This window comes from Pseudoneobacillus rhizosphaerae, from assembly GCF_917563885.1.
Classification (GTDB): domain Bacteria; phylum Bacillota; class Bacilli; order Bacillales; family Cytobacillaceae; genus Pseudoneobacillus; species Pseudoneobacillus rhizosphaerae.
This window is the reverse complement of record NZ_CAKJTG010000008.1, coordinates 23,249-48,463: the sequence shown is the minus strand read 5'-3', so window position 1 is coordinate 48,463 and position 25,215 is coordinate 23,249. Positions and strand designations below refer to the sequence as shown.

Sequence of the window (25,215 nt, the reverse complement as noted above, 5' to 3'; positions counted from 1 at the left end):
GCCTCTAAAGAATATTAAACTTGTGGTTCGTCAGAAGATACTTTCTTTTCTTTATAAGTAACAATAACGCCTTTTCTCTTTAGTTCTCGGTTTTTCCATTCTACCCATAGCTGAGCTGCAATGAAAATGGAGGAATAAACCCCGGCAACTAGTCCAACTAATAGAGCGATGGAAAAGCCTCGAATAGATTCACTTCCAAAGATTAACAACGCGATTACCGTTATTGTAACCATTAATACCGTATTGACTGAACGCCCAAGTGTTTGGCGTAAGCTAGAATTAACGACATTTGCAATATCTTCTTCTGTTTTTAATTTTCTTTTCTTCTGCATGTTTTCACGCATACGGTCAAACGTAACAATCGTATCGTTTATCGAATAACCAACAATCGTTAAGAGGGCAGCGATGAATGTTAAATCTACTTCCATTCGCGTAATACTAAATATCGGAATAATAAAGAATGTCGCATATAATAGGGCAATTACTGCCGAAACCGCCATAGCCATTTCAAAACGAATCGTTACGTATAAAATAATACCAATTGAAGAAATAATGAGAGCAATGAGAGCATTTTTAGCCAACTCTTTTCCTATTGTCGGAGAAACACTGCTAATATTTGGTTCTGCTCCATATTCCTTATTGAAGTATGATTTTAATTCCGCAATTTCCGCCTTCGAGAAGACTCCCTTAAAGCGGGCAACCCCGATATTTTTGGCTTCCCCTGAAATCACAATATCATCAGATTGGAGGTCAAATTTTTCAAAGTCTGATTTAACTTGCTCTGTTGTTAGAGCCTCTTTCGCTAATATTTCCACGCGTGTTCCGCTAGTAAAATCAATTCCTAAGTTCAATCGGAATACAAGTAATAAAATAAGCCCTATTCCGAATAAAACTCCCGAAATAACAAAATATTTCTTACGTGATTTAACAAAATCAAATCGGTCAAATCTTGTAGGAAGGTCAAGAGTATCATAACCTTCAGAAATATCTTTTATATCACGTTTATTAACACCGAACCAGCCTGGTCTTTTGTTAAAGATACCGCTATCTACCCAAAGCTTAAGTAACCATCTCGATAAATAAACATTTGTAATGAAACTTACTAAGATACCGATAATTAAGCTTGTGGCAAATCCCTTTACAGAGCTTGTCCCAAAGTAAAATAATACAACACCAGCTAAAAGAGTAGTAAGGTTTGCGTCAGTAATTGTCGCTAAAGAACTTTCGTTTCCAGCATGATAGGCTGATTTAATAGATCGGCCAATCTTAATTTCTTCCCTAATTCTCTCATATGTAATGATGTTTGCATCTACGGCCATACCAACCCCCAAGATAAGAGCGGCAATACCCGGAAGTGTTAATACTACATTTAACCAATCGAAAATCAAAACAGTAATAAAAATAAATACTGTTAACGTTATTGTCGCAATGAACCCTGGGAAGCGATAGTAGAATATCATGAATAGGAATACTGCAAGGACACCAAGAATACCAGCCATAACTGTTTTGTCCATTGCTTGTTCCCCAAACTTCGCACCTACAGACGTTGAATAAACCTCATCCAGTTTAACTGGTAATGCACCTGCATTTAATAGAGAAGATAACGTAGTTGCTTCTTCAATCGTAAAGTTTCCAACAATCGAAACCGTATCTTGATTGAAAACTTGACTTACATTTGGCGCAGAAATAAGTTTAGAACCCTCTTTGCCTACTTCCGTTTTAAAGGAGTCTTTTCCTTCCTCAAAGTCTAACCAAATTGCAAGCTGATTATTTGGAGCCATAGCCACAATTTCTTCCGTAACTTTACGAAACTTCTCAGCGCTTGTTAATTTAAGCGATACGCTTGGTTTTCCGTTTTCATCAAAAGTTTGCTTTGCTCCACCCTCTGCTAAATCGGTTCCATCCATCTTTAACACATCGTTTGCATCTCGGAATGTTAAGTTAGCCTCAGTAGAAAGAATTTCACGTGCTTTATTTTGGTCTTCTACCCCAGCTAGCTGAACACGGATTCGATTTTCACCCTCGATTTGGATATTCGGCTCACTTACACCTAATACATTGACACGATTATCCAGAGCTTGAGCAGTGGCTAACATGGCTTCTTTATCAATTTTTTGACCTTTTTTAGCTGGTGACACTTCATAAAGCACTTCAAATCCGCCCTGCAGGTCTAAGCCCAGCTTAATATTACCTAGGATGTCCTTCGTTGTGTACCCCATTAAACTACCAAATAATACAACAACTAGGAGAAACGCTACGATTCTACTCCGTTTTACCATTATGTACTTGCCTCCTATGAACAAACAAACTTCTACAAAAAACTTCTAAAACAATATTTTTATTATGGTATAGAATGAATAATGTGTCAATTTCACAAATATAAGGAATAATAATTTTTTTTAAGAAAATAAACTAATTATTTCAATAATTCCTTCCAATCTTCTTCATTTGGCAGAGAGAACTGGGATGATTTTAATGCCTCCACAGTTTGGAAACTCATAAATTCTCCTGGCTTAAGCGTTAGAATATCTTGGACAATTTCAAAAAGATAAACTTCTTCCTTTGGTTTTTTCCATTTTTTCTTAGTAAGAAAACTCCATAATTGCGATTCACTATGGATTCCATAACCAAAAACACTTAATTCTTCTAACTTACTTCGTATCGCTGGCTCAACTTGAACACGAAATTGGTCATACAGATGGTTACTGTTCATTATTATTACCTCCTCCCCTTTAGGCTCTTATATCGAAAAAGAAAAGCTTCTTGTCATGCTTTGTCCACCCACTTGCATATAGTTAATTGTATACGATATCACCTATTTTGAGAAGGCAGTGAGTCACATGTCAAAGTTTTTAAAAGGGACGATTATTTTATTATTAGCAGGTTTTGTTACAAGAATACTTGGGTTTATTAATCGGATTGTTATAGCAAGGTTTATAGGTGAAGAAGGTGTCGGATTATTTATGATGGCCTTCCCGACCCTAATTCTTGTTGTTACGATTACCCAAATCGGACTTCCCGTTGCAATCTCAAAAAATGTTGCTGAAGCAGAAGCAAGAGGGGATTTCAAAAAAATAAAAAACATTCTTGTTGTTTCATTAGCAACAACCATTGCTTTATCACTTATTTTTACACCAGCGCTTATTTTACTTGCACCCGTTCTTTCTCAAACACTTTTTACTGATGATAGAATTTACTATCCATTAGTAGCGATTGCACCCATTGTTCCGATTATAGCGGTATCATCCGTATTAAGGGGCTACTTCCAAGGAAGACAGAATATGAAACCCGCTGCCTACTCCCAAGTATTGGAGCAGGTGGTTAGAATCATTTTAATTGCTGTCATGACAAAAGCCTTTCTCCCATACGGAATCGAGTATGCAGCCGCAGGAGCCATGCTAGCGTCAGTTGCTGGAGAATTAATCTCATTAATCTATCTAGTTACTACTTTTAAATTAAAAAAGCGTTTCCCTCTTCGAAAGAATTTTTTTAAACAAGTTCACGCTGGAAAAAGCACCTTTAAAGAATTAATGGATGTCGCTGTACCAACCTTGGGTAGTCGAATGATTGGATCGATAGCCTGGTTTTTTGAACCCATAGTGGTTGCCCATAGCTTAGCCATCGCAGGTGTTGCTACTACCATGGCAACAAAGCAATATGGAACGTTAACAGGTTACGCAATGCCTTTGTTAATGCTTCCGTCATTTGTAACGTATTCTCTCGCTACTTCTCTTGTTCCGGCAATAAGTGAAGCTAATTCCAAAAACGATGGCAAATTAATTGAATACAGACTCCAACAAGCACTACGTTTTGCATTTGTTACAGGTGGACTTGCCGTTGTTGTTTTATACATTCTTGCAGATCCACTAATGGAATTGATGTATGGTTCAACGAATGGAGCTTATTTCATACGTTTAATGGCACCGTTTTTCTTGTTTTATTTTTATCAAGGACCTTTGCAAGCCTCCCTACAAGCTTTAAATTTAGCGAGAGCGGCAATGATTAATAGTCTTATTGGCAATATAGTTAAAACAGCTGTCATTTTTTTATTAGCCACTCAACCAAGCTTTGGTATTAAAGGCGTTGCCTTAGGGATTATTGTCGGATTTGTTTTAGTTACAATGCTACACTTTGCGACTGTTCTTAAAAAAATATCCTTCACCTTATATTTTCGAGATTATTTAAAAACATTCCTGGTGATGGGCGCTTCTGCATGGGTCGGGTATTGGGTCATTAACCATCTATCTACTACCTCTAAGCTTTCCATCGTATTAACAACAACAGGTTCAATTGTAGTAACTTATGTTGGCTTACTAATCTTTTTAGGACTTATTACTCGTGATGAGTTAAAACGGATTCCGTGGATAGGACCTACTCTTTCTAAATTAGCCTTTAAATAACCATAATAAAACACGTCAAGCACCTTCCTTGACGTGTTTATTTTTCTTCATCTTTCTCGTCAATATAAAAGGTGCCATTATGATAACTACAAAAAGAAATAAGTTTCATATTAGTATAACCCTTTTTCTTTAGCTCCTGTTTCAGCCATAATTTGGTCTTATTGATTCGAGATAAATTGATTTCCATAACAGATCCATCCATTATTAACGGTATGGTAATATCTCCTGACTTTTTGTTTTCTTTTTCAAAAACTGACAGCTTTCCTGATGGTTCAAGAATCGCAAACTCGACATCAGCAATATTACGAATATCCTTCTCTCGCAATTGCATCAATAAGTCATCAAAATTATAACGTTGCCGTCTCATTTCCTTTTCATCTATTTTCCCTCGATTAATAATAATAATCGGTTTTCCCTCAATTAGATCACGGAACTTTTTACTTTTTAATGAAATAAATGAAAAGGTAATCTGAATCATCATTAGTAATAACATTGGAAATACACTATGCATGATTGGTTCCCTTTGGTCTTCAATTGCAACTACCGCTAATTCACCAATCATAATGAATACAACTAAATCCAAAATACTCAATTCTCCGATTTCTCTTTTTCCCATGGCTCTAAAAATTAATAGAACAAGTATATAAAGTATAATTGTGCGAAAAATGAGTACGAAATATTCTACCATGAGAGTTTCTCCCTTCGAAAACATTCAACTATATTGTTCGCAAAATACTTATTTCTATTCTAAATTTGATTATTTGTGAATATGCTCGTACTAAGAAACAAGCTTTGAAATCAGATATAGGCTTGTGTATAGAAGGGAGAGAATGACAATCGAATCTAAAAATATGGGTATTTCGATTTTGTACGGAGTTGTAGTTATCTTTTTGGTTGCGGTTATTAGTAGTTTGATTTTTTCATTAATTCTACGTTTTACTTCAACAGCCGAAGCTTCGTTGCAGTTCATTGTGACAGCTGTTTCCTTTGTTTCCTTATTTGTAGGTGGGTTCGTTTCAGGTGGAAAGGGCAAAGCAAAGGGTTGGCTATTAGGCGGTGGAACAGGTTTATTGTATTCATTGATTGTTTTCTTATTTGGATATTTAGGACACGATAGTTTATTTACAGTTGAACAAGTTATTTATCATACTTGTTATATGCTGGTAGCAATGATGGGTGGTATTTTGGGAGTTAATATGACAACTTCGCGAAAAGCTTAAACCTAAATAGTACAAAAAGGAAGCAGTCACTTTTGACTGCTTCCTTTTTGTATTATTCAGGTTTAACATCTCTGATAGCATTACGATCGTATGTAAGACGACTTCCATCTCCACATTTAATCACAACTGTATCCTCGTCAATTGCATCAACAAAGCCGTGTAAGCCACCGATTGTTACTACGCGATCGCCCTTTTTCAAACCACTCTGCATTTGTTGAACTGCTTTTGTACGTTTTTGTTGTGGACGGATTAATAAAAAGTAAAATAACACAAACATTAGTATTAATGGTCCAACTGTTCCTAACATTCCTTCCATTCTTTTCCCCTCCTTTCAAGTTTGAATTATTAAAAGTTCTTTGCATTCGGTAGATTAAATCCGTACTGCTCAAAAAACTCTTCTCTAAAGTCACCCAAACGATCTTCACGAATCGCTTGTCTAACTTGTTCCATTAATTTTAACAGAAAATAGAGGTTATGATAAGTAGTAAGTCTAATTCCAAAAGTTTCATCACAGCGGATAAGGTGACGAATATACGCACGAGTATAATTTTTACACGTATAACAATCGCAATTTTCATCGATTGGACGGAAATCATTTGCGTATTTTGCATTCTTCACTACTAAGCGGCCATTGCTTGTCATAAGAGTTCCATTCCTCGCAATCCTACTTGGTAGTACACAATCAAACATATCAATTCCACGTATAGATCCGTCGATTAATGAATCTGGTGATCCAACACCCATTAAATAACGAGGCTTGTTTGTCGGTAATAATGGTGTAGTGAATTCTAGTGCTCGATTCATTACATCTTTAGGTTCACCAACTGATAATCCACCTACTGCATAGCCTGGGAAATCTAATGATACTAAATCTCTTGCACTTTGTTTACGGAGTTCCTCATACTCACCCCCTTGGACAATTCCAAATAATCCTTGGTCTTTAGGTCTTTGATGGGCATTTAAACACCTTTCAGCCCACCTTGAGGTCCGTTCTACACTTTTCTTCATATATTCAAACGTAGCTGGGTATGGTGGACATTCATCAAAGGCCATCATAATATCAGAGCCTAGGGCATTTTGAATTTCCATAGCTTTTTCAGGGGATAAAAATAATTTATCTCCATTTAAGTGATTTCGAAAGTGAACGCCTTCTTCTTCTATTTGTCTAAATTGACTTAAACTAAATACTTGAAAACCACCTGAATCAGTTAATATAGCGCGATCCCAGTTCATGAATTTATGGAGACCACCTGCTTCTCTAATAATTTCATGTCCGGGTCTAAGCCATAGATGGTACGTGTTGCTTAAAATAATTCCTGATCCCATTTCCTTCAAGTCTTCAGGAGACATGGTTTTTACTGTCGCAAGAGTTCCGACTGGCATGAAAGCTGGTGTATCGAATGAACCATGGGGTGTATGAACTCGTCCTAACCTTGCACCTGTTTGCTTACATGTTTTAATTAGTTCATAGGTTACTGCTGTCAAGATTGAAAACTCCTTTCTAAGCTGTTTTTATATAATGAGCATTGCATCTCCAAAGCTGAAAAACCGATAGCCTTGTTGGACTGCTGTGTTATAGGCATTTAATACATTTTCTCGACCTGCTAAAGCGCTAATAAGCATAATTAAGGTCGATTTAGGCAAATGAAAATTAGTAATCATTCCATCAATAGCTTTCCATTCATGTCCTGGGTAAATAAAAATATCTGTCCATCCGCTTGCTTCTTGAAAACGGCCATCATGATCTCTAGCTATCGTTTCTAGCGTTCTCGTTGAAGTGGTTCCTACTGTTATAATTCTGCCACCTTTTTCACGAACCTCGTTCAATAGACGTGCTGTGCCTTCGGTCATTTGGTAATATTCCGCATGCATTTCATGTTCATTAATATCATCGACACTGACAGGTCTAAAGGTTCCTAAGCCGACATGCAACGTAATAAAAGCAACGTGAACACCCATACCACGAATTTCATCCAATAACTTTTCCGTAAAATGCAAACCTGCAGTTGGAGCAGCAGCAGAGCCTCGTTCCTTTGCAAAAACAGTCTGGTACCGTTCACGGTCATCAAGTTGTTCCTTTATGTATGGTGGTAATGGCATTTCGCCTAAAGAATCTAGAACTTCATAAAAGATACCTTCATAATGAAATTCTAAAGTTCTTCCCCCATGTTCTGAAGTGCCGATACAGGTCGCAGTTAATAACCCATCACCAAATTGTAGTGTAGTTCCTACTTTTAGACGTTTTGCTGGTTTTACGAGTGTTTCCCAACAATCTCCTTCTATTTGCTTTAACAAAAGAACTTCTACCTTTGCTCCTGTGTCTTGTTTGATTCCAAAAAGCCTCGCTGGAAGCACCCTTGTATCATTTAGGACAAGACAATCTCCTTTTTGAAGGAAGTTTTTTACATGCCCAAAGGTTGTATGTTCAATATCACCAGTATCTTTATTTAAAACCATTAACCTACTTGCGGTTCGATCTTCTAAAGGTACTTGGGCAATTTGACTTTCTGGTAATTCAAAATCAAATAATTCTACTTTCATTTCTTCACCTACTACTTTTTGTTTAACGAAATTTGCCGATAAAATAAAAAATTGCTGATAAGATCACACTTATTAGTATTGATGTAACGACTGGAAAATAAAAGGTCGTATTTCCTTTTTTAATAACAATATCACCTGGGAGCTTTCCGATATTAATAAACTGCATAAGAAAACCTATAATAAAGATGATGGCGCCTAAAACCATTATTATTTTTGCCAATCCAGTCATTCAGTTGGTACCTCCATATGAAAGTGACGATACACGGCCTCCGTTACCACTCGACCACGAGGAGTTCTTTGTAAATAACCAATCTGTAATAAATAAGGCTCGTATACATCTTCAATCGTTTGGGACTCTTCACCAATGGAAGCTGCAATGGTTTCTAAACCAACAGGACCGCCTCTAAATCTTTCAATTATACCCTTAAGCAATTTATGGTCAATATGATCCAATCCTAAACGGTCAATTTGTAGAAGTTCAAGGGCGTATGTTGCTAGTTTCAGTTCAATGTCTCCATTGGACCGAACCTGGGCAAAATCTCTGACTCGACGTAATAGACGATTCGCTATTCGAGGAGTCCCTCGAGATCTTCTGGCAATCTCGTTCGCAGCATGCGGATCAATCTTTGTTTCAAGAATATCAGCTGTACGAATGACAATATCTGTTAACTGTTCTTCACTATAATATTCTAGTCTGGCTAATACGCCAAACCTGTCTCTTAATGGAGCCGAAATCGATCCTGCTCTTGTAGTCGCACCAACTAAGGTGAATGGGGGTAAATCAAGTCTTACTGAACGTGCTGTTGGACCTTTCCCGATGACAATATCAATACAAAAGTCTTCCATAGCCGGATATAAAACTTCTTCTATCGTTCTAGGCAATCGATGAATTTCATCAACAAATAAAACGTCACCAGGTTCTAAAGAAGTAAGAATAGCAGCTAAATCCCCTGGCCTTTCAATTGCAGGTCCTGCAGTGGTACGAATATTGACTCCCATTTCATTTGCTATTATCGTAGCCAACGTTGTTTTACCTAATCCAGGTGGTCCATATAAAAGGACATGATCAAGCGTTTCTTGACGCATTTTTGCAGCCTCGATAAACACTTTGAGATTTTCCTTTACTTTATTTTGCCCGATATATTGATTTAAATTTTGTGGCCTTAAGCTTTGTTCAAAGGTTACATCCTGAATGTCAGCTTCAGTTGAAATGATTCGTTCATCCATATCATCACCCTATTTTAACAGCTTTTGTAATGCTAATCGTATATACTGGTCAGTTGAAAGTTCTTGCTTTTTAAGCTCCGGTACCACTTTTTTTATTTCCTTTTCTGCATATCCTAAGGCTTTTAAAGCTAAAATGGCTTCTTCTAATTCATCAGTTGTGTCACTTTGACTAGTATGTAAAATTTGATCCTGTGAAAATAAATTAGGAAACAAATCTGGAACAAGCTTATGCAGTTTTCCTTTTAAATCAAGAATCATTTGCCTTGCTGTTTTTTTACCAACGCCAGGAAATTTAATTAGGAAACTCTCATCTTCGTTTTCAATTGCTTGAACGACCTGTTCTGGCTGCCCAGAAGCAAGAATGGCTAGTGCCCCTTTAGGACCAATACCTGAAACATTTAAAAGGTTCGTAAATAACGCCTTTTCCTCCCTACTTGAAAAACCATAGAGTGCGATAACGTCTTCACGTACGTAATAGTAAGTATAAATAAGTGTTTCTTTCCCAAGCTTTTCGGAATAAATAAACGGGTTTGGTGTATGAATTAAATAGCCTATTCCGTTATTTTCTAGGACTACATATTCGGGACTCACAAAGTTCATTTTTCCATTTATAAAATCAAACAATTTATTTCTCCCCTTTATTTTATCTTGCGAGGGTACTTTCAATATTCTATTGTACCACAATGTGTTTTTTTAGACATAATAAGAATAAAGTTGCATTTTCTTTAGAACTTTCTGTATAATAGGAAAGGTTTTATTACAGTATATGGAGGTCAACAACATGAAGAAACTATTATCTTTACTAGCTGTTTTCACACTTATGTTTGCCGTAGTTGGTTGTTCTGCAGATAAAGAAGAAAACACAGACAATAATAAAGAGGAAAATACAGCTGAACTTACTGATCAAGTAAAATCAAAAATGTATAATGCTACTCGGGTTGCTGAAGGTAAAGTAAATGACGTTTTCCATCATGATGTAGCAGCAGATGGAACAACACCTGTCCTAAATGCAAGCTTTCCTGACGAAGCTTCGGCAGTTGAATTTCTTTCTAAATACTACAGCGAAGACGTAGCTAAAGATATTTACACTTACTATGCAACAACCGAACAAACTCCTGAAGGACAAGTTATCGTGAAAGCAGATCCTTACTTTACCGCTCCGTTACAAGCGACAACATTAGAAGATGTGACGATTGAAGGCGATGCAAATGCTGGAACGTTAACAACTGCAGAAAATGTAGTTTATAATGTAGAGCTACAAGACGACAAGTATATTGTTACAGGCATTCAAAAATAATCACAAAAATAAAGCTGGCTCGTAGGAGTCAGCTTTTTGTTTATCTATTATTGTTTCATTTTTATTGGCTTATAGTAGGGCTTAAAAGTCTCTAACACATCTACATATCGGTCTTTCGTTTTGATAGGTATTCCTTCTTTTAGCTCGAGATGCTTACGACTCTCAAGCTTTTCAATATTAAGCTGAAAAAACGATTGAATGATATTTGTTTGATGGGGTCGACCGTTAAAAATGGTTAACGTCCCATCATCCGTAATTCCAAAATAACCATTTGCCTTTAATAAAGGAGATATATCATCCATTTGTTTTTTAAATATTAATCCCTTGTCAAATGTGTCTACTAATTCCCACTGTTCATACTTTACCCAGAAATGTTCCATCGACCATATTTTTTCGATAACCTTTTCTTCACTAATTTCGCCATCTAAATAAGCCCGTTGTAAAATAACCTCTACTTGTATAGGCTCTTTTACCATCTCATTAGCTTCAAATTGAGGGATAAGTACAATTACAAATAAGGACAAGAACCAGATCAATATCCCATTTCTAAGGGAACGGAACATGCGGATTCACCCCTTTTTAAATTAATCACTAATACTAATCCTAGTTTAGCCAATATTTTCTTATTATATCCATACACAAAAAAACAAGATTCCTCCAAAGAGGAACCTTGTACATACTGTTAACGGTTATAATGATCGTTCGTGAACTTATTTTTAATATTTTTGAACATATTTCTAATGTCCAAATCAATATCTTCTCTTGGTCCACCATTTCGAAGGTCATTATCGATATTTCGAATTCGGCTAAACGTACCTTCATCAGTAACAACCGTTACCGAACGACCTCTCAAGTATGGTTTAACGGCCTCTTTAATATCCTTTTTGGTTGCTTCTTCTTTTGAATAATCCGTCAAATCAACGGCAATTAATACATTACTACCATATGTGACAGAACGGACATCCTCCACATTTGGTACAGCACCTGTGACATTACCGATTTTATCAGTCAGCTCTCCTTCATAGGCATTGTAGTAAGAGCTTTTTGCTTTAATAGTATTATCATTTAGATGTCCATGATAATTAGCATCTGAATGACTAAAACGGTTGTCACGCTGTAAAAGATTACGATCCGTATTAGCAATCGGGCGAGTAGGATTATTTGGATTTTCATTCCCCACTCGAAGACGAGTATTGTTATTTCGCTCCGCGCCGAGTGTATGATCCATCATTTCTGTAACTGGGCCATCATTATCCTCTAACATCCCCGCATTTCCTTTATGGTTTTCATTTGAGTAATACCCCATTGGCTGTGCATGATTTCGATCGTTACCATTTATCGTTGCTTCATCGTTATTTCCACAACCTGTTAAACCGAATGCCATGACTGCCGATAATGGAAGAACTAAATATTTTTTATTCAAATGAAGAACCCCCTTCGCAAAAGCTAAGCACACATTAACGTGGCTTAACCTTAGCTTGTGTGACAAAAGGAGGTTTCATAACTGTTATTTACGACCAGTTTTAGGAAGATACCAGCTTCATTAAGTCAAAATTAAACTGTTGTCTTAATTTCACCATTAATAAACTTTGATTCATTACCATTTGAAGTTTATAAGGATGTTTTTCAGTACCTTCTCTAATAATTCGGTTCCACTCTCGAAATAAATCGGTCGGATAGACTAAAGCGTAAATATATACTGGATTAGATAGAAGAGGAATAAAGTTCTTATAATGATAAAACTGAGTTAATTCCCAATTAATAAAGGGCAATATGCGATTAGCATATTGTAATAAATCTATATGGTTTGATCCAATACTAATAAGGTCAAAATCAATTAATAATAATTTCCCATCTTTTTTCCTTAAAAAATTATGATGGGCTACGTCTCCGTGAAGGATAACTGGATGGTCTTTTTCGATACTAGTGCAATATTTATTCATTCCCTCTAAAGACCAGTTTGCCCAATTTATCCATTTTGCAATAATCTCCTTCGGAATGTACTTCGATACAGCAGGAATATTGTGAACAAATTCAGCAAATCTTTCAGTCCACTTTTTTTGAATATTAAATTCAGCTAAAACCGTTTGATACCGTTGAACTGAATTTTTGGTGACCTGATGAAATTCGTGTAGAAGGTTTAAGCCCTCATGTCTTTCTTGTTCATTTTCAAAAGAAAAAGAGCGATGGTGGGGTTCAATATATGGCAAGCATCCATAGAAATTATTTTTATAAACAATTGGATCTTGATCAAACTGAAAATAAGAATAAGTTTTGTGAAAACCTTCTTTTTGAAGACTAGCTGTAAAGGCCTCCTGAAGCTTTAAATGACTGTAAGAAGAATAGCCCTTTAAAATGAAGGCTCCTTTTGTCGTATTAATTTTAAATACATGATTCCGTATTGGATATATTTCTTTAATCTGATACGGAAACTGCTCTCGGAAAGAGGAGAGGAGACGAGTGTTTTCACTTTCGTCTCCTCGTTTCCTATCAATAAAATTCACTACTCTCGTCAAACCCTCTATCTGAACCTGGTGATGGTCCATAACCATAAGGGTTCATAAATGGTCTCTGCTGACCCATTTGTGAACCAAAAGGTGGTGTATATATTCCTGGAGTTCCCTGACCGTAAGGGTTTATTGGTGCTCTAGGCTGAATCTTTGGACCACCACAACCACAATCATAATTAAATCCTCCTGGTGACATATGTGGAGCATTAAACGGCATACCCATTTGTTCAGGAATAACGCCTGGTCCTTGCATCATAAACTCAGGTGATTCATATGGCATTTGTTGACCCCCGAATTGTTGTTGCTGGAATGGCATTTGTTGTCCGCCGAATTGTTGTTGGTCGTACGGCATTTGCTGTCCGCCGAATTGTTGTTGGTCGTACGGCATTTGCTGTCCGCCGAATTGTTGTTGGTCGTACGGCATTTGCTGTCCGCCGAATTGTTGGTCATACGGCATTTGCTGCATCATTTGTTGGTTTCCAAAAGGCATTTGCTGCATTTCCATTTGATTTTCGTCTTCTAACGGCATTTGCTGTTGCATATCCATTTGGCGACCTACATATGGCATTTGCTGGAATGGCATTTGCTGCCCTCCGTATGGTTGTGGCTGGAATGGCATTTGTTGCCCTCCATATGGTTGTTGGAATGGCATTTGCTGCCCTCCGTATGGTTGTGGCTGGAATGGCATTTGCTGCCCTACATATGGTTGTTGGAATGGCATTTGTTGCCCTCCATATGGTTGTTGTTGGAATGGCATTTGTTGCCCTCCGAATGGTTGTTGTTGGAATGGCATTTGCTGCCCTCCATATGGTTGTTGAAATGGCATTTGTTGGCCTCCGAATGGTTGTTGTTGGAATGGCATTTGTTGCCCTCCGAATGGTACTCCAGGAAATCCTCCACCATAACCTACTCCAGCTTCTGGAAAAACAGGAGATGAGGGGAAACAGTTATCTGCCATAGGTCCAAATCCTCCAGGTTCCATTCCCATTGGACTTTCTTGAGAAAAATCTTCAACACCCATAACAGCAGTTGGATTTTGAGCCATAGGATTAGTCAAAGGCATTTGTGGCATGAAGTCATCTGATTCATCCATATCCGCTAAGTAAGTAGGATTTTCAACTCCAGGTAGCATTCCAAGATTCATATCACCTGGGAATTGTTCGTAAGGCATGACTTGCGGTTGATATGGCATACTTGGTGGACAAGGTGGTGGTGGACACCATCCTGGAAATAGACCCGATCCTGGTAAAATTGGGCTAACTGGAACACAATATTCCTGAACTATTGGTTGCTCGATTGGAGATTCCACTTGTGGAATTTCTTTGATTGGTATTTCTTTAATTGGTGCTTCTTTGATTGGAGCTTCCTTTTTCGGTGCTTCTACTATTGGAGCCTCCTTTTTCGGTGCTTCCACTATTGGAGCCTCCTTTTTTGGTGCTTCTTTTACTTCAGGTAATATATTTGTTGGTTTTGGTGGAAGCTGTGGTTGCTGGACATTCATTTGTGCCATGTTCAGCATATAATAGTTGTTAATGTCGATATCTGGGATTACTGGTTGAGGCATTATCGGTGCTATTGGTGCTTCTTTTATTGGCATGATTGGAGCTTCCTTAATTGGCGCTTCCTTTTTCGGTGCTTCCACTACAGGTAAAGGCTTTGGCTGTTCTTTTACAATCGGATGCTGAGCAATTGGCATTTCTTTTTTCGCGCCTAAAATTGGTGCTTCCTTTTTAACCGAACCTCCAGTAGTAGGTACTTTGATTTTCATACCGGGCATGATCATATCTGGGTTACTAAGCTGGGAATTCATTTTTTTTAACTCTTCAAAATTGACCCCATATTTCTTGGCAATCTTCCAAAGAGTATCCCCTTTCTGAACGATATGGATCTTCACAATGTTTCCCTCCTATGGCATAAGTCCATATAGTCTATGTGGATATAGGCAAATTGCTATTAAACTACAAAAAAACTTATGCAATTTTTAAAAATAATATGAGTCCTCTTCAAAACAATTGTATGCAACAGCTAGCGATAGCATGTTTTTTTCGTAAATTTTGCTTTATTGTTGGGCTATTTGTTACCGTTAACTCCCTATTTTTAGACATTTGCGGCACAATTAGGGGCTATCAAAGGGTGCAATCATCATAAAATCACTAACCCAAGTAGATTTACACACAAAAAGCATCCGAAATTCACTCTCTCTAAATACACAACGCAAACCAGCAATTATTCAGCAAAAATGCAAGTAGAGAGTCCAAAACTACCAATATTAACACGCCAATCATTAGAGTCTCTATTAAGAAATGTGAGCGAAAGTAAAACCTTAAAATAAATTGAATGATTCGCAACCTAGAGTCTGTCAATCATTTTGTTTTTTAGCTGAATTAGTTTAAAAACGACAATTTACCTTTTTTTAGGTTTAATTTGGTGCTCGGAAAGGATAGGATTTTGTTGAGAATGAGACAAAATCCGAAATATGATTCAGAAAGTCCGATATCCGCTCAAGAAAGTCCGATATATCGTAAAAGTAGTCTGATATATGGGTGCAAGGGCAGAGACGAGAGCAGCAAACTACCGTAATAGCAGCTAAAACGGCAGATACAAGCGTGCAATCTTTTATGAAAGCACCTACCCGAGTAGATTTAGCACGCAAATGCGACTTGAATTCCACTTTACTTTTGAAAAACACAACTCAATCCAGCGATTATATAGCTAAAACCCCAGGGTACAGTCTAAAACCACCAAAAATAACACGCTAATCACTAGAATCTATAAGAAGAAGAGAATTTATTACCGCTAAAGCCGTTTCGGGACTTTCACCGGCACAACACTCCAAAGCGCAAAAAAAGACCTATTCCATATAGAATAGGTCTTTCCCTGTAATACATTAAGCATTAGCCAACATACGATCTAAAGCTAATTTAGCACTACTAGCAATCTCTTCACTCACGATAATTCGGTTATGATCGCTTTCGGTTTCTAACATGTCTAAGCACCATGCAAGGTGTGGTAAGTCGATGCGATTCATTGTTAAGCACGGACACATATGTGGGTTTAATGACATGATATGCTTATCCGGATGATTCTGAATGATTCGATTCACAAGATTCATTTCCGTTCCTATCGCCCACGATGAACCTGGCTCAGACTTTTCGATGATATCAATAATATAACTTGTTGAACCTGCTAGGTCTGAATGCTCCACGACCTCACGAGAGCACTCTGGATGTACAATAACTTTCATATTAGGATATTGAACTCTGACATCTGCTATATTCTCTACAGTAAAACCTTCATGTACAGAGCAATGCCCCTTCCATAAGATAACCTTCAAGGAAGCAACATCACCACTAAACTCCAATGTATCTGAATGAGGGTCCCAAACAGCCATTTCATCAAGGCTAATTCCTAAGTTAACGGCTGTGTTTCTACCTAAATGTTGATCAGGGAGGAATAGAATTCTTTCCTTTTTATCAAATGCCCATTTCAACATTGTTTCAGCGTTTGAAGATGTTACGGTTGCTCCACCTTTATCTCCTACAAATGCTTTAATGGCAGCTGTTGAGTTTACATAGGTTAAAGGCAGGATGGTATCGCCAAACAACTCCTGCAACTTTTCCCAAGCTCGTTCTGTTTGCTGCATATCGGCCATATCAGCCATCGAACAGCCAGCACGCATGTCTGGTAAAAATACCTTTTGATTTTGACTAGTTAAAATGTCAGCCGTTTCAGCCATAAAATGAACTCCACAAAAAACAATAAATTCAGCTTCCGTGTTTGCTTCAGATAATTGGGCAAGCTTTAACGAATCTCCTGTAGCATCAGCAAATTGGACGACCTCATCCTTTTGATAATGATGGCAAGGAAGAAACAGTCTGGAGCCATATTTTGCTTTAATATCCTTTACCTTCTGTTCTAGAGCTTCTCTTGACATTTCACGATATTCTTGCGGAATCATTATATGGTTCTTTTGTAAAGATGCTAAAAAACTCATTATTGGTCCTCCCCTTTGGTCCAAGAAACTTTTACACTGATATCTAATGCTTTAGCTGAATGCGTTAAAAACCCAAGTGAGATATATTTGACACCTGATTCACGATAAGTAGCTAAATTACTAAGATTGATTCCACCAGAAGCCTCGGTAATGATACTGTCTGGAACGATTCCAATCCACTCTTTAATTTCTTCAGGAGTACGGTTGTCAAACATTATCACATCTGCCTTCGCTTCAATGGCTTCTTTTAATTGTTCTAACGTTTCAATCTCGACTTCAACTTTTATCATATGGCCAAGCTTTTCACGAACACCTTGAACGGCTTTTGTTATGGAGCCGGCAAAAGAAATGTGATTATCCTTAATCATTACTCCGTCGTATAACCCGTATCGATGATTGAAGCCACCACCACAACGTACAGCATATTTTTCAAACATGCGCAGTCCTGGAGTTGTTTTTCTTGTATCACATAATTTTGTTACAGGGCTATTGATTTCCTGGACGGCTTTTCTTGTAAGACTAGCAATTCCGCTCATCCTTTGAACTAAATTGAGAATCACTCTTTCCCCTTTTAAAAGGTCAGATATGTTTCCAGTAGCCGTTGCAAGGATTTGACCAATTTCTATTCTAGCTCCATCCTTTAACTTTACATCTACCTCAATGGAATCATTTAAAAGCTTGTAGCCATTTCGAATGATCTCTTCTCCGCAAAAAATCCCCTCTTCTTTTGCAATAAAGACAACTTCTCCAAATGTCTGATTGGAAAAAATAAGGTCACTTGTAATGTCCTGATCACCAATATCCTCAATAAAAAATTGCTCAAGTTGCGAGCGCAGCTTTAACATATTCATCTTTTCTCTCCACTTCCCCTTTGAGCTTATAGACAATTTGTTTTTTACACCAGCTTAAATCATCCTCAAATGGATAATCACTTCGGAAATGACCGCCGCGGCTCTCGGTTCTAATTAATGCCGAGTTCGTAATTAGTTCTGCGACAATGATCATATATATCTTTGTAATATCATGAATGGAAAGTCCATCAAGATCACTAATGTCATTCATCCCGAACTCCTCTAGCCATTGTTTCTGTTCTTTTAACAGTGCCCGTGAGCGAACGATGCCAACGTAATCCATCATCCTAGATTGCAATGTTTCCATCTCTGGAAGATGGAGCTGTTTTTGGTTGATTGGGTAAACACCATTTGGGAACTCCATGTTAATGGCTGTTTCTTTGGCAGAATTAATGTAGCTTGCAAGTTTTTTCCCTTGAAAAAGTCCTTCTAATAGGGAGTTGCTTGCTAAACGATTAGCACCGTGCAGACCTGTACAGGATGCTTCTCCGATCGCATATAGTCCGTTAAGAGTAGAGCGACCCATCAAATCAGTTTTAATTCCACCCATTAAAAAATGACTACCAGGTACAACTGGAATTTTTCCGGAAGATAAATCGATATCGTTTCGTACACATAATTCGGTTATTGATGGGAAACGAATTTCAAAATCTTTGATGTTACTAATATCTAAAAATACTTGTTTACCATTCTTCACATATTCATAAATGGTTTGTGAGGTAATATGTCGTGGTGCTAGGTCCTTTAATGGATGGATCCCCTCCATAATCGGGAAGCCGTCCTCCGTTATCAGTGTTGCTCCCTCACCTCGAACCGCTTCGGAGACAAGTCCCTTTGGTACTCCGTTTACACACAAAAGCGTCGGATGAAATTGAATGAATTCCATATCTGCTATTTCGGCACCAGCCAAGTAGGCCATTGCGATTCCGTCACCTGTTACCGTTTCTGCATTTGAGGTAAAGCTAAATAATTGCCCACAACCTCCAGTTGCTAAAATGACATGCTGTGCAAAGTAGTAGTGTATCGCTCCATCCGTTGATTTACCCTTGACCCCCATACAGCGCTGTTGTTTTTCATCTACTATTAACTCATAAACAAAGATGTTTTCTTCTATTTTGATGTTATCCTTTAATTGAGAAACGAGAAAATCCACGAGCGTCCTTCCAGTTGCGTCCCCGCCACCGTGGACAATTCTTTTTTCACTATGAGCCCCTTCCATCCCTAATAAGAGATTGCCTTGTTCATCGTGATCAAAGCTACAGCCTTGCTCATAAATTTCGCTAATTAATTTGGGAGCTTCCTCCATAATTACCTGAACAGTCTTGTCATGATTATGATTTCGACCTGCCTCAAGTGTATCTTTATAGTGCTTAGAAGGGTTATCATGTTTTCCGATGGCTGCCGCAATTCCTCCTTGTGCTAAATAAGAATTGGCTGTTCTGATGGATGACTTTGTGAGAATTCTCACATTTTTATCATGACGTAAATGGACTGCAAGCTGTAAAGCAGCCATCCCACTCCCAATGATTAAAATATCATTGTAATTCATTTCATTTACCCCCATAATTAACAGGTGTCTTGACACCTATATTTACACAGATTTAAACTAATGACAAGAGTTTTTCATCTTTTAGTATGGAAATAAGGGAGAAATTATCGATGAAATATTTTGACTATGCGGCTACATGCCCGTTAGATAAGGATGCAGCTGGTATTTATTTAAAAATGGCAACAGATTTTTATGGAAATTCTAGCAGCTTACATGATGTCGGTGGTCAATCTGCACAGCTATTAGAGAACTGCCGCGATACCTTTGCAAGATTACTAGGAGTGGAGAGAAAAGGCTTATTTTTTACAAGTGGTGGTTCTGAAAGCAACTTTTTGGCGATTGAAGCTCTTTTAACAGCTCCTAAAAAAGGTGGTAAACATATTATTACGTCCATAGCTGAGCACTCCTCTATACATGGGACGTTAATGAGGCTAGAGCAGAATGGATATGAGGTTACTAAACTTCCTTTTACATCATCTGGAATGGTCAGTATCGAAGCTCTGAAAGAAGCCATACGTGAGGAAACTGTGCTTATCACCATTCAGCATACGAATTCTGAAATTGGAACAATCCAACCAATTGAAGCGATATCGAAGCTTTGTCAGGAATATGATATTCATTTCCATTGTGATTTCGTGCAAGGCTTAGGTAAATCTGATAGTATGAAGCTAACTACACAGGTGAGTAGCTTTTCGTTTTCAAGTCATAAATTCTACGGTCCTAAAGGGGTAGGTGGTGTTTATATCCGACCTAACATTAACTGGACCCCGTTTTTTCCTGGTACCTCTCATGAAAGTGGATTACGTGCTGGTACAGTTAATCTGCCTGGGATTGTGGCAATGACAGTAGCTGCCGAGAAGACGATTGGGCAAATGACAGAATCCCGAATTAGGTTTTTGAAGCTTAGAGAAGCGTTTATTCAGTCCCTTGAGCCAATAAAGGAAATACTAACGATTCATGGGGAATTAGGGGATAAGCAATTCCCTGGTATTGTTGGGTTTAGTATTGAAGGAATCGAAGGTCAGTGGCTTATGCTTGAATGTAATCGTCTAGGCTTTGCCATCTCAACTGGTAGTGCTTGTTCTGCTGGAATGCAAAACCCATCGAAAACTATGCAAGCACTAGGGCTTACAGGGAAAAAGGGAAAGGAATTTGCACGCGTTTCTTTTGGACGTTCCACTCAAGTGGAAGAAGTTGAAAAGCTAGGACACACTATTGTTAATATCACTCGTGCCTTTAAAAAATAAAGCTATACAGATACATGTGAAAGTTGGGGAGTTAATATGAAATCTCAAAAAAAATTATTGGGGGATGAACGAAGAAATTGGATATTGGAGTTATTAAAAGAGAGTGGCCATCCGATTACTGGAAGTGATCTAGCTACAAAAACAAATGTAAGTAGGCAGGTTATTGTCGGAGATATTACCCTTTTAAAAGCTAAGAGTGAACCAATCATAGCCACTAGTCAAGGATATATGTACTTAAAAGGTAGCTCACCAGTTATATTCGTAGAAAGAATAATTGCATGCTTGCATTCACCAGAGCTTGCAGAAGAGGAATTAAATTTGCTCGTAGACCATGGAGTTACGGTGAAAGATGTAAAAATTGAACATCCAGTTTATGGTGACTTAACCGCTTCGATTATGGTTTCTAATCGTCAAGAAGTAAAGCAATTTATGAAAAAGGTTTTAGAAACAAAGGCAGCGTTTTTATCTGAATTAACCGATGGGATCCATTTGCATACGATTAGTGCTCCATCAGAGGAGCTACTAGATAAGGCAGAGCAGGCACTTTTAAAAGCAAATTTTTTAATAAAGAATGATTAGAAAAAATAAGGACTGTCTTATTCTTCATTGACAGTCCCTTTTTCTATTTTATAAGATGGGTAGCTACCTAAAACTTTCACTTTACTACCTAGTGCCTCTAACTCGGCAATCGCCCCAGGAATAAGCACATCATCCATATCTTTATCAATATCGATAATGAAAAAATAATTTCCAAGTCCTGTTTTCATTGGACGAGATTCTATTTTCGTCAAGTTGAGCTTTCTCCAGGCAAACGCTGATAAAACGAGATGAAGTGCCCCAGATTGATCTTCCGGCAGTGTTACCATGACGGTAGTTTTATTACCATTAAACTTCCCTTTCGTTTTAGAGAACTCTAATTCCTGCTTGGAAAGGATGACAAACCTCGTATGGTTATGAGAAAAGTCATGAATATCCCTTGCAACAATTTCAAGATTATATTCTTTTGCAGCTAATTCATTAGCAATCGCAGCAATTGGTTGTTCAGGATGGAGCATTACAAACTGAGCAGCTGCAGCTGTTGATGTCATATTTTCGCATTGGATCCCTTTCCAATGTTGATGCAACTGTTTATGACATTGCGCAATCGCATGGGAATGACTGTATATTTTTTCTATAACCTTATTTTTATTTTCTGGATGTACCATAAGGTGTTGGGCAATTGGTGTCGTAATTTCCGCTCTGATGGGAATATCTACTTCATGAATTAAATAATCTAGCGTAATATTTACAGAACCCTCTAAGGCATTCTCAAGGGGAACCGTTGCAATATCGATTTCTCCACTCATCACGGCATCCATACATTCTGGTATGGTTTCGTATGGGATACTGTTATTTGTTGCTGGGAACATTTTTTGTACCGCTAAATTAGTAAATGTTGCCCTAGGTCCTAAAAAGCCCACTTTCATTTTGAGTCTCTCCCCTGCTTTTGCATTTCTATATTATTAAAAAGAGCCGGTATCCAGATGCTTTTACGCCCCTGAACCCAGCACTTCTACTTTTTCAACAAATTCAAGTTCACTTAGCTGTGATAGTAGGTCATCAATCCCTAATCCCATCTCCGAAACATTTAATGATAAAGTAACATTTGCACGTCCTTGAAGTGGGATGGTTTGGTGAATAGTCAATACATTACAGCCTGCAGAAGCAACCACTCCTAACAGTTGGGAAAGTGTTCCAGATCGATCCTCTAAGTAAAAAAATAAAGTAATTAATTTTTCCTTTACAATCGATGAGAAGGGGAAAACAGTGTCACGATACTTATAGAATGCACTTCTACTCAAATCAACCTTTTGAACCGCATCTCCAATGGATTCAGCTTTACCCCGATCAATCAATTCCTTTGCATCAATCGTTTTTTTCATTGCTTCTGGTAACACATCTTCTCGTACTAAATAAAACTTTTTATCCATTTTATTTGATCGCAACTGTCACCCCTCCTCTCATCAATTATTCGGGAAATACCTATTCAATAAACTCAAACTCAAATTCAAGAAGTCTTACGATATCGCCGTCTTTTGCTCCACGCGCGCGAAGAGCTTCATCGACACCCATTCCACGAAGCTGACGTGCAAAACGGTTAATCGATTCTTCTCTTTGAAAATTGGTCATCCTAAATAGCTTTTCAACTTCTGCTCCAGACACTTCAAATGCTCCATCTGGACCTCTAGTTATTTTAAATTTCTGTTCCTTCACTTCATGTTTATACATCACACGATGAACCCCTGTGTCTTCTACTTCTTCCTCGACAAGTGGGAATTCAGGAGTCGTTTCAATTTTATTCGCAATCGCAAATAAGAGGTCTCTTAGTCCTTGGCTTGAAATGGCCGAAATTGGAAAAATCGGATAGTCTTCTGTTAGTTTTTCCTTGAAAACTTTCAGATTCTCTTCTGCTTCTGGCATATCCATTTTATTTGCTACGATAATTTGTGGACGCTCAGTCAAACGTAAATTATATTCCTTTAATTCCTTATTAATCGTTAAATAGTCTTCGTATGGGTCTCTTCCCTCGGTAGCAGCCATATCAATCACATGAACAATAACTCGTGTTCTTTCAATATGTCGCAAAAATTGGTGACCGAGACCAACACCTGAGTGAGCCCCTTCAATTAAACCAGGTAAGTCAGCCATAACAAAGCTTCTGCCATCAGCCGTTTCGACCATTCCTAGGTTAGGAACAATTGTTGTAAAATGATATTCAGCAATTTTCGGTTTAGCAGAGGAAACCACCGATAATAAAGTGGATTTTCCAACACTTGGGAAGCCAACTAAACCAACATCTGCTAATAATTTCAATTCTAAAATAACTTCACGCTCTTGCCCTGGTTCACCATTTTCAGATAACTCAGGAGCAGGATTCGCTGGTGTGGCAAAGCGCGAATTTCCACGACCACCACGTCCACCTTTAGCAATAACAGCTGTTTGACCATGTTCAACCAAATCAGCAATAATTTCTTTCGTTTCGGCATCCATGACAACCGTACCTGGTGGAACCTTAACCACCATATCTTTAGCACCTCTACCATGCTGGTTTTTAGACATTCCGTGCTCTCCACGACTTGCTTTAAAATGTCTTTGATAGCGGAAATCCATTAGCGTACGTAGGCCTTCCTCTACCTGGAAAACAACATTCGCACCTCTTCCACCATCTCCACCTGCGGGGCCACCCATTGGTATATATTTTTCTTTGCGGAAAGCAACGATTCCATTGCCTCCGTCTCCGCCTTTTACATAAATCTTGACATGATCGACGAACATCTTTTTTCCTCCCGTCTGTTAGTTCGAATCATACGACGAGAATCGCAGATTTTGATCTGAATTCATAAGTGAAATCTCGCTTAATTTTAATAAAATGTCTGCGAGTTTTCTTTATGTATTAAACCATTCCATTTCAAAGGAAAACTCTGTATTTGAGATTTCTTTCAAAATGACACCTTCATGTGATTCTTTCAAAAATACTACAAGCTCTTCTTGTTTTAAAATTGTCCCAGAAAAATCAAAAAAGAATTGTGCCCGATTCTCATTTGGCAAAATTGACAGTGATAAATGATTTTCCTGAAATGCTTCAATACAGTTATTTAAAATAGTAAAAAACGATCTTGTCCAATCAGTTAGCTGTTTATCATCCATCTTCACCGATAGATTGTCACCTAATACCTCATATTCCAATTGAAAATAATTTTGCTTCCAGTTTGTAATCAAAAGAAGGCCAGCAAATTGAGGAAGGTTTAAATTCGATAACCGTGCTTCCTGTTGGGCTTCCATTACTATCTCGTCTATTATATCTTGTGCTCTTTCGAGGCGATTTAATGATAAATTTCCCTTAATAAGCTGAATTTTATTTAGCCAATCGTGTCGTGCATAGCGCAACACCTTGACAACATCCCAATTATTCTCCATAAGATTACTCCCACACCTATTTTTGTGGCAGAAGACTGCTTGCCTAATAGTATATCAAAAAAGCGAGTAGTCGTAACTAAAAAGGCCTAAAAAAACCCTAACCTATTTAGGTTAGGGTTTTTTCTTAAAGCTTACGCTTCTTGTGCTACTGGATATACGCTAACTTGCTTGCGGTCACGACCAAGGCGTTCGAATTTAACAACACCTTCAACTTTCGCGAATAGTGTGTCATCTCCACCACGTCCAACATTTACACCAGCGTAAATTTTTGTACCACGTTGGCGATAAAGAATTGAACCGCCAGATACAGTTTGACCGTCTGCTGCTTTCGCACCAAGGCGTTTGGAGTGAGAATCACGACCATTTCTAGTTGAACCTACCCCTTTTTTCGATGCGAAAAACTGAAGATCTAATCTTAACAT

At 37.9% G+C, this 25,215-nt stretch carries 26 protein-coding genes; 5 read left to right on the top strand and 21 right to left on the bottom strand.

What is annotated here, in order from left to right:
* Positions 1-14: 14 nt before the first annotated feature.
* Together secDF and LRP83_RS08275 are read right to left on the bottom strand one after the other, a co-directional pair.
* Positions 15-2,279, bottom strand: a complete 2,265-nt coding sequence (secDF, locus tag LRP83_RS08280; protein ID WP_230496228.1) for a protein translocase subunit SecDF — start codon at positions 2,277-2,279, stop codon at positions 15-17.
* A 137-nt stretch (positions 2,280-2,416) separates the two neighbouring features.
* Positions 2,417-2,713 carry a post-transcriptional regulator gene (locus tag LRP83_RS08275; RefSeq protein WP_230496227.1) on the bottom strand — a complete coding sequence of 99 codons (297 nt, stop codon included), beginning with the start codon at positions 2,711-2,713 and terminating at the stop codon, positions 2,417-2,419.
* A gap of 127 nt (positions 2,714-2,840) precedes the next feature.
* On the opposite strand from LRP83_RS08275, the gene spoVB reads away from it, so the two are divergent.
* Positions 2,841-4,400, top strand: coding sequence for a stage V sporulation protein B (spoVB, locus tag LRP83_RS08270; RefSeq protein WP_230496226.1), 1,560 nt, complete (start codon positions 2,841-2,843; stop codon positions 4,398-4,400).
* Between the two features lie 37 nt (positions 4,401-4,437).
* Here the strand turns inward: spoVB and LRP83_RS08265 are convergent, their stop codons facing one another.
* Positions 4,438-5,088 carry a DUF421 domain-containing protein gene (locus LRP83_RS08265; RefSeq protein ID WP_230496225.1) on the bottom strand — a complete coding sequence of 217 codons (651 nt, stop codon included), beginning with the start codon at positions 5,086-5,088 and terminating at the stop codon, positions 4,438-4,440.
* A 142-nt stretch (positions 5,089-5,230) separates the two neighbouring features.
* Here LRP83_RS08265 and LRP83_RS08260 point away from each other — a divergent pair, with 142 nt between their 5' ends.
* Positions 5,231-5,620, top strand: a complete 390-nt coding sequence (locus LRP83_RS08260) for a TIGR04086 family membrane protein (protein ID WP_230496224.1) — start codon at positions 5,231-5,233, stop codon at positions 5,618-5,620.
* Positions 5,621-5,672: 52 nt separating this feature from the next.
* Here the strand turns inward: LRP83_RS08260 and yajC are convergent, their stop codons facing one another.
* The 6 genes from yajC to ruvA are packed head-to-tail and all read right to left on the bottom strand — an operon-like array spanning position 5,673 to position 10,012.
* Positions 5,673-5,936 carry a preprotein translocase subunit YajC gene (yajC, locus tag LRP83_RS08255; RefSeq protein WP_230496223.1) on the bottom strand — a complete coding sequence of 88 codons (264 nt, stop codon included), beginning with the start codon at positions 5,934-5,936 and terminating at the stop codon, positions 5,673-5,675.
* A gap of 29 nt (positions 5,937-5,965) precedes the next feature.
* On the bottom strand, positions 5,966-7,105 hold the full coding sequence (tgt, locus tag LRP83_RS08250; RefSeq protein ID WP_230496222.1) for a tRNA guanosine(34) transglycosylase Tgt: 1,140 nt from the start codon (positions 7,103-7,105) through the stop codon (positions 5,966-5,968).
* 27 nt (positions 7,106-7,132) lie between these two features.
* Positions 7,133-8,161 carry a tRNA preQ1(34) S-adenosylmethionine ribosyltransferase-isomerase QueA gene (queA, locus tag LRP83_RS08245; RefSeq protein ID WP_230496221.1) on the bottom strand — a complete coding sequence of 343 codons (1,029 nt, stop codon included), beginning with the start codon at positions 8,159-8,161 and terminating at the stop codon, positions 7,133-7,135.
* 22 nt (positions 8,162-8,183) lie between these two features.
* Positions 8,184-8,390 carry a DUF2905 domain-containing protein gene (locus tag LRP83_RS08240; RefSeq protein WP_230496220.1) on the bottom strand — a complete coding sequence of 69 codons (207 nt, stop codon included), beginning with the start codon at positions 8,388-8,390 and terminating at the stop codon, positions 8,184-8,186.
* Positions 8,387-9,388, bottom strand: a complete 1,002-nt coding sequence (gene ruvB, locus LRP83_RS08235) for a Holliday junction branch migration DNA helicase RuvB (protein WP_230496219.1) — start codon at positions 9,386-9,388, stop codon at positions 8,387-8,389. Before ruvB ends, LRP83_RS08240 begins: the two co-directional genes overlap by 4 nt.
* Positions 9,389-9,397: 9 nt before the next feature.
* The gene (ruvA, locus tag LRP83_RS08230) at positions 9,398-10,012 is read right to left on the bottom strand and encodes a Holliday junction branch migration protein RuvA (RefSeq protein WP_230496218.1); all 615 of its coding nucleotides are present in this window, start codon (positions 10,010-10,012) and stop codon (positions 9,398-9,400) included.
* A gap of 157 nt (positions 10,013-10,169) precedes the next feature.
* Between ruvA and LRP83_RS08225 the strand changes: the two genes are divergently transcribed.
* Positions 10,170-10,685: an endonuclease gene (locus LRP83_RS08225; protein ID WP_230496217.1), complete on the top strand. Its 516-nt coding sequence runs from the start codon at positions 10,170-10,172 to the stop codon at positions 10,683-10,685.
* Positions 10,686-10,732: 47 nt separating this feature from the next.
* Here LRP83_RS08225 and LRP83_RS08220 read toward each other — a convergent pair whose 3' ends face one another.
* From LRP83_RS08220 to nadB, 7 genes are all read right to left on the bottom strand, one after another.
* Complete coding sequence (locus LRP83_RS08220; protein ID WP_230496216.1) at positions 10,733-11,248, bottom strand: BofC C-terminal domain-containing protein; 516 nt, start codon at positions 11,246-11,248, stop codon at positions 10,733-10,735.
* 119 nt (positions 11,249-11,367) lie between these two features.
* A complete protein-coding gene (locus tag LRP83_RS08215; protein WP_230496215.1) occupies positions 11,368-12,108 on the bottom strand; it encodes a YhcN/YlaJ family sporulation lipoprotein in 741 nt (246 codons plus the stop codon).
* A 100-nt stretch (positions 12,109-12,208) separates the two neighbouring features.
* Positions 12,209-13,231, bottom strand: coding sequence for a phosphotransferase (locus tag LRP83_RS08210; RefSeq protein ID WP_230496214.1), 1,023 nt, complete (start codon positions 13,229-13,231; stop codon positions 12,209-12,211).
* Complete coding sequence (safA, locus tag LRP83_RS08205; RefSeq protein WP_230496213.1) at positions 13,176-15,089, bottom strand: SafA/ExsA family spore coat assembly protein; 1,914 nt, start codon at positions 15,087-15,089, stop codon at positions 13,176-13,178. The genes LRP83_RS08210 and safA overlap by 56 nt, the downstream gene beginning before the upstream one ends.
* Positions 15,090-16,082: 993 nt before the next feature.
* Positions 16,083-17,189 (bottom strand): quinolinate synthase NadA, encoded by a 1,107-nt coding sequence (gene nadA / locus LRP83_RS08200; protein ID WP_230496212.1) that lies wholly within the window; start codon positions 17,187-17,189, stop codon positions 16,083-16,085.
* A complete protein-coding gene (gene nadC, locus LRP83_RS08195) occupies positions 17,189-18,040 on the bottom strand; it encodes a carboxylating nicotinate-nucleotide diphosphorylase (RefSeq protein WP_230496211.1) in 852 nt (283 codons plus the stop codon). The genes nadA and nadC overlap by 1 nt, the downstream gene beginning before the upstream one ends.
* Complete coding sequence (nadB, locus tag LRP83_RS08190; RefSeq protein WP_230496210.1) at positions 18,009-19,589, bottom strand: L-aspartate oxidase; 1,581 nt, start codon at positions 19,587-19,589, stop codon at positions 18,009-18,011. Before nadB ends, nadC begins: the two co-directional genes overlap by 32 nt.
* A gap of 110 nt (positions 19,590-19,699) precedes the next feature.
* On the opposite strand from nadB, the gene LRP83_RS08185 reads away from it, so the two are divergent.
* Both LRP83_RS08185 and LRP83_RS08180 read left to right on the top strand, forming a co-directional pair.
* The gene (locus LRP83_RS08185; protein ID WP_230496209.1) at positions 19,700-20,836 is read left to right on the top strand and encodes an IscS subfamily cysteine desulfurase; all 1,137 of its coding nucleotides are present in this window, start codon (positions 19,700-19,702) and stop codon (positions 20,834-20,836) included.
* Between the two features lie 36 nt (positions 20,837-20,872).
* Positions 20,873-21,415 carry a transcription repressor NadR gene (locus LRP83_RS08180; RefSeq protein WP_230496208.1) on the top strand — a complete coding sequence of 181 codons (543 nt, stop codon included), beginning with the start codon at positions 20,873-20,875 and terminating at the stop codon, positions 21,413-21,415.
* A gap of 17 nt (positions 21,416-21,432) precedes the next feature.
* Here LRP83_RS08180 and pheA read toward each other — a convergent pair whose 3' ends face one another.
* From pheA to rpmA, 5 genes are all read right to left on the bottom strand, one after another.
* The gene (pheA, locus tag LRP83_RS08175; RefSeq protein ID WP_230496207.1) at positions 21,433-22,302 is read right to left on the bottom strand and encodes a prephenate dehydratase; all 870 of its coding nucleotides are present in this window, start codon (positions 22,300-22,302) and stop codon (positions 21,433-21,435) included.
* 63 nt (positions 22,303-22,365) lie between these two features.
* Positions 22,366-22,806: an ACT domain-containing protein gene (locus tag LRP83_RS08170; RefSeq protein WP_230496398.1), complete on the bottom strand. Its 441-nt coding sequence runs from the start codon at positions 22,804-22,806 to the stop codon at positions 22,366-22,368.
* 52 nt (positions 22,807-22,858) lie between these two features.
* Positions 22,859-24,151 (bottom strand): GTPase ObgE, encoded by a 1,293-nt coding sequence (obgE, locus tag LRP83_RS08165; RefSeq protein WP_230496206.1) that lies wholly within the window; start codon positions 24,149-24,151, stop codon positions 22,859-22,861.
* Positions 24,152-24,262: 111 nt separating this feature from the next.
* Entirely contained in the window at positions 24,263-24,793 is a 531-nt protein-coding gene (locus LRP83_RS08160; RefSeq protein ID WP_230496205.1) for a Spo0B C-terminal domain-containing protein, read from the bottom strand.
* 131 nt (positions 24,794-24,924) lie between these two features.
* On the bottom strand, positions 24,925-25,215 hold the full coding sequence (gene rpmA, locus LRP83_RS08155) for a 50S ribosomal protein L27 (protein ID WP_230496204.1): 291 nt from the start codon (positions 25,213-25,215) through the stop codon (positions 24,925-24,927).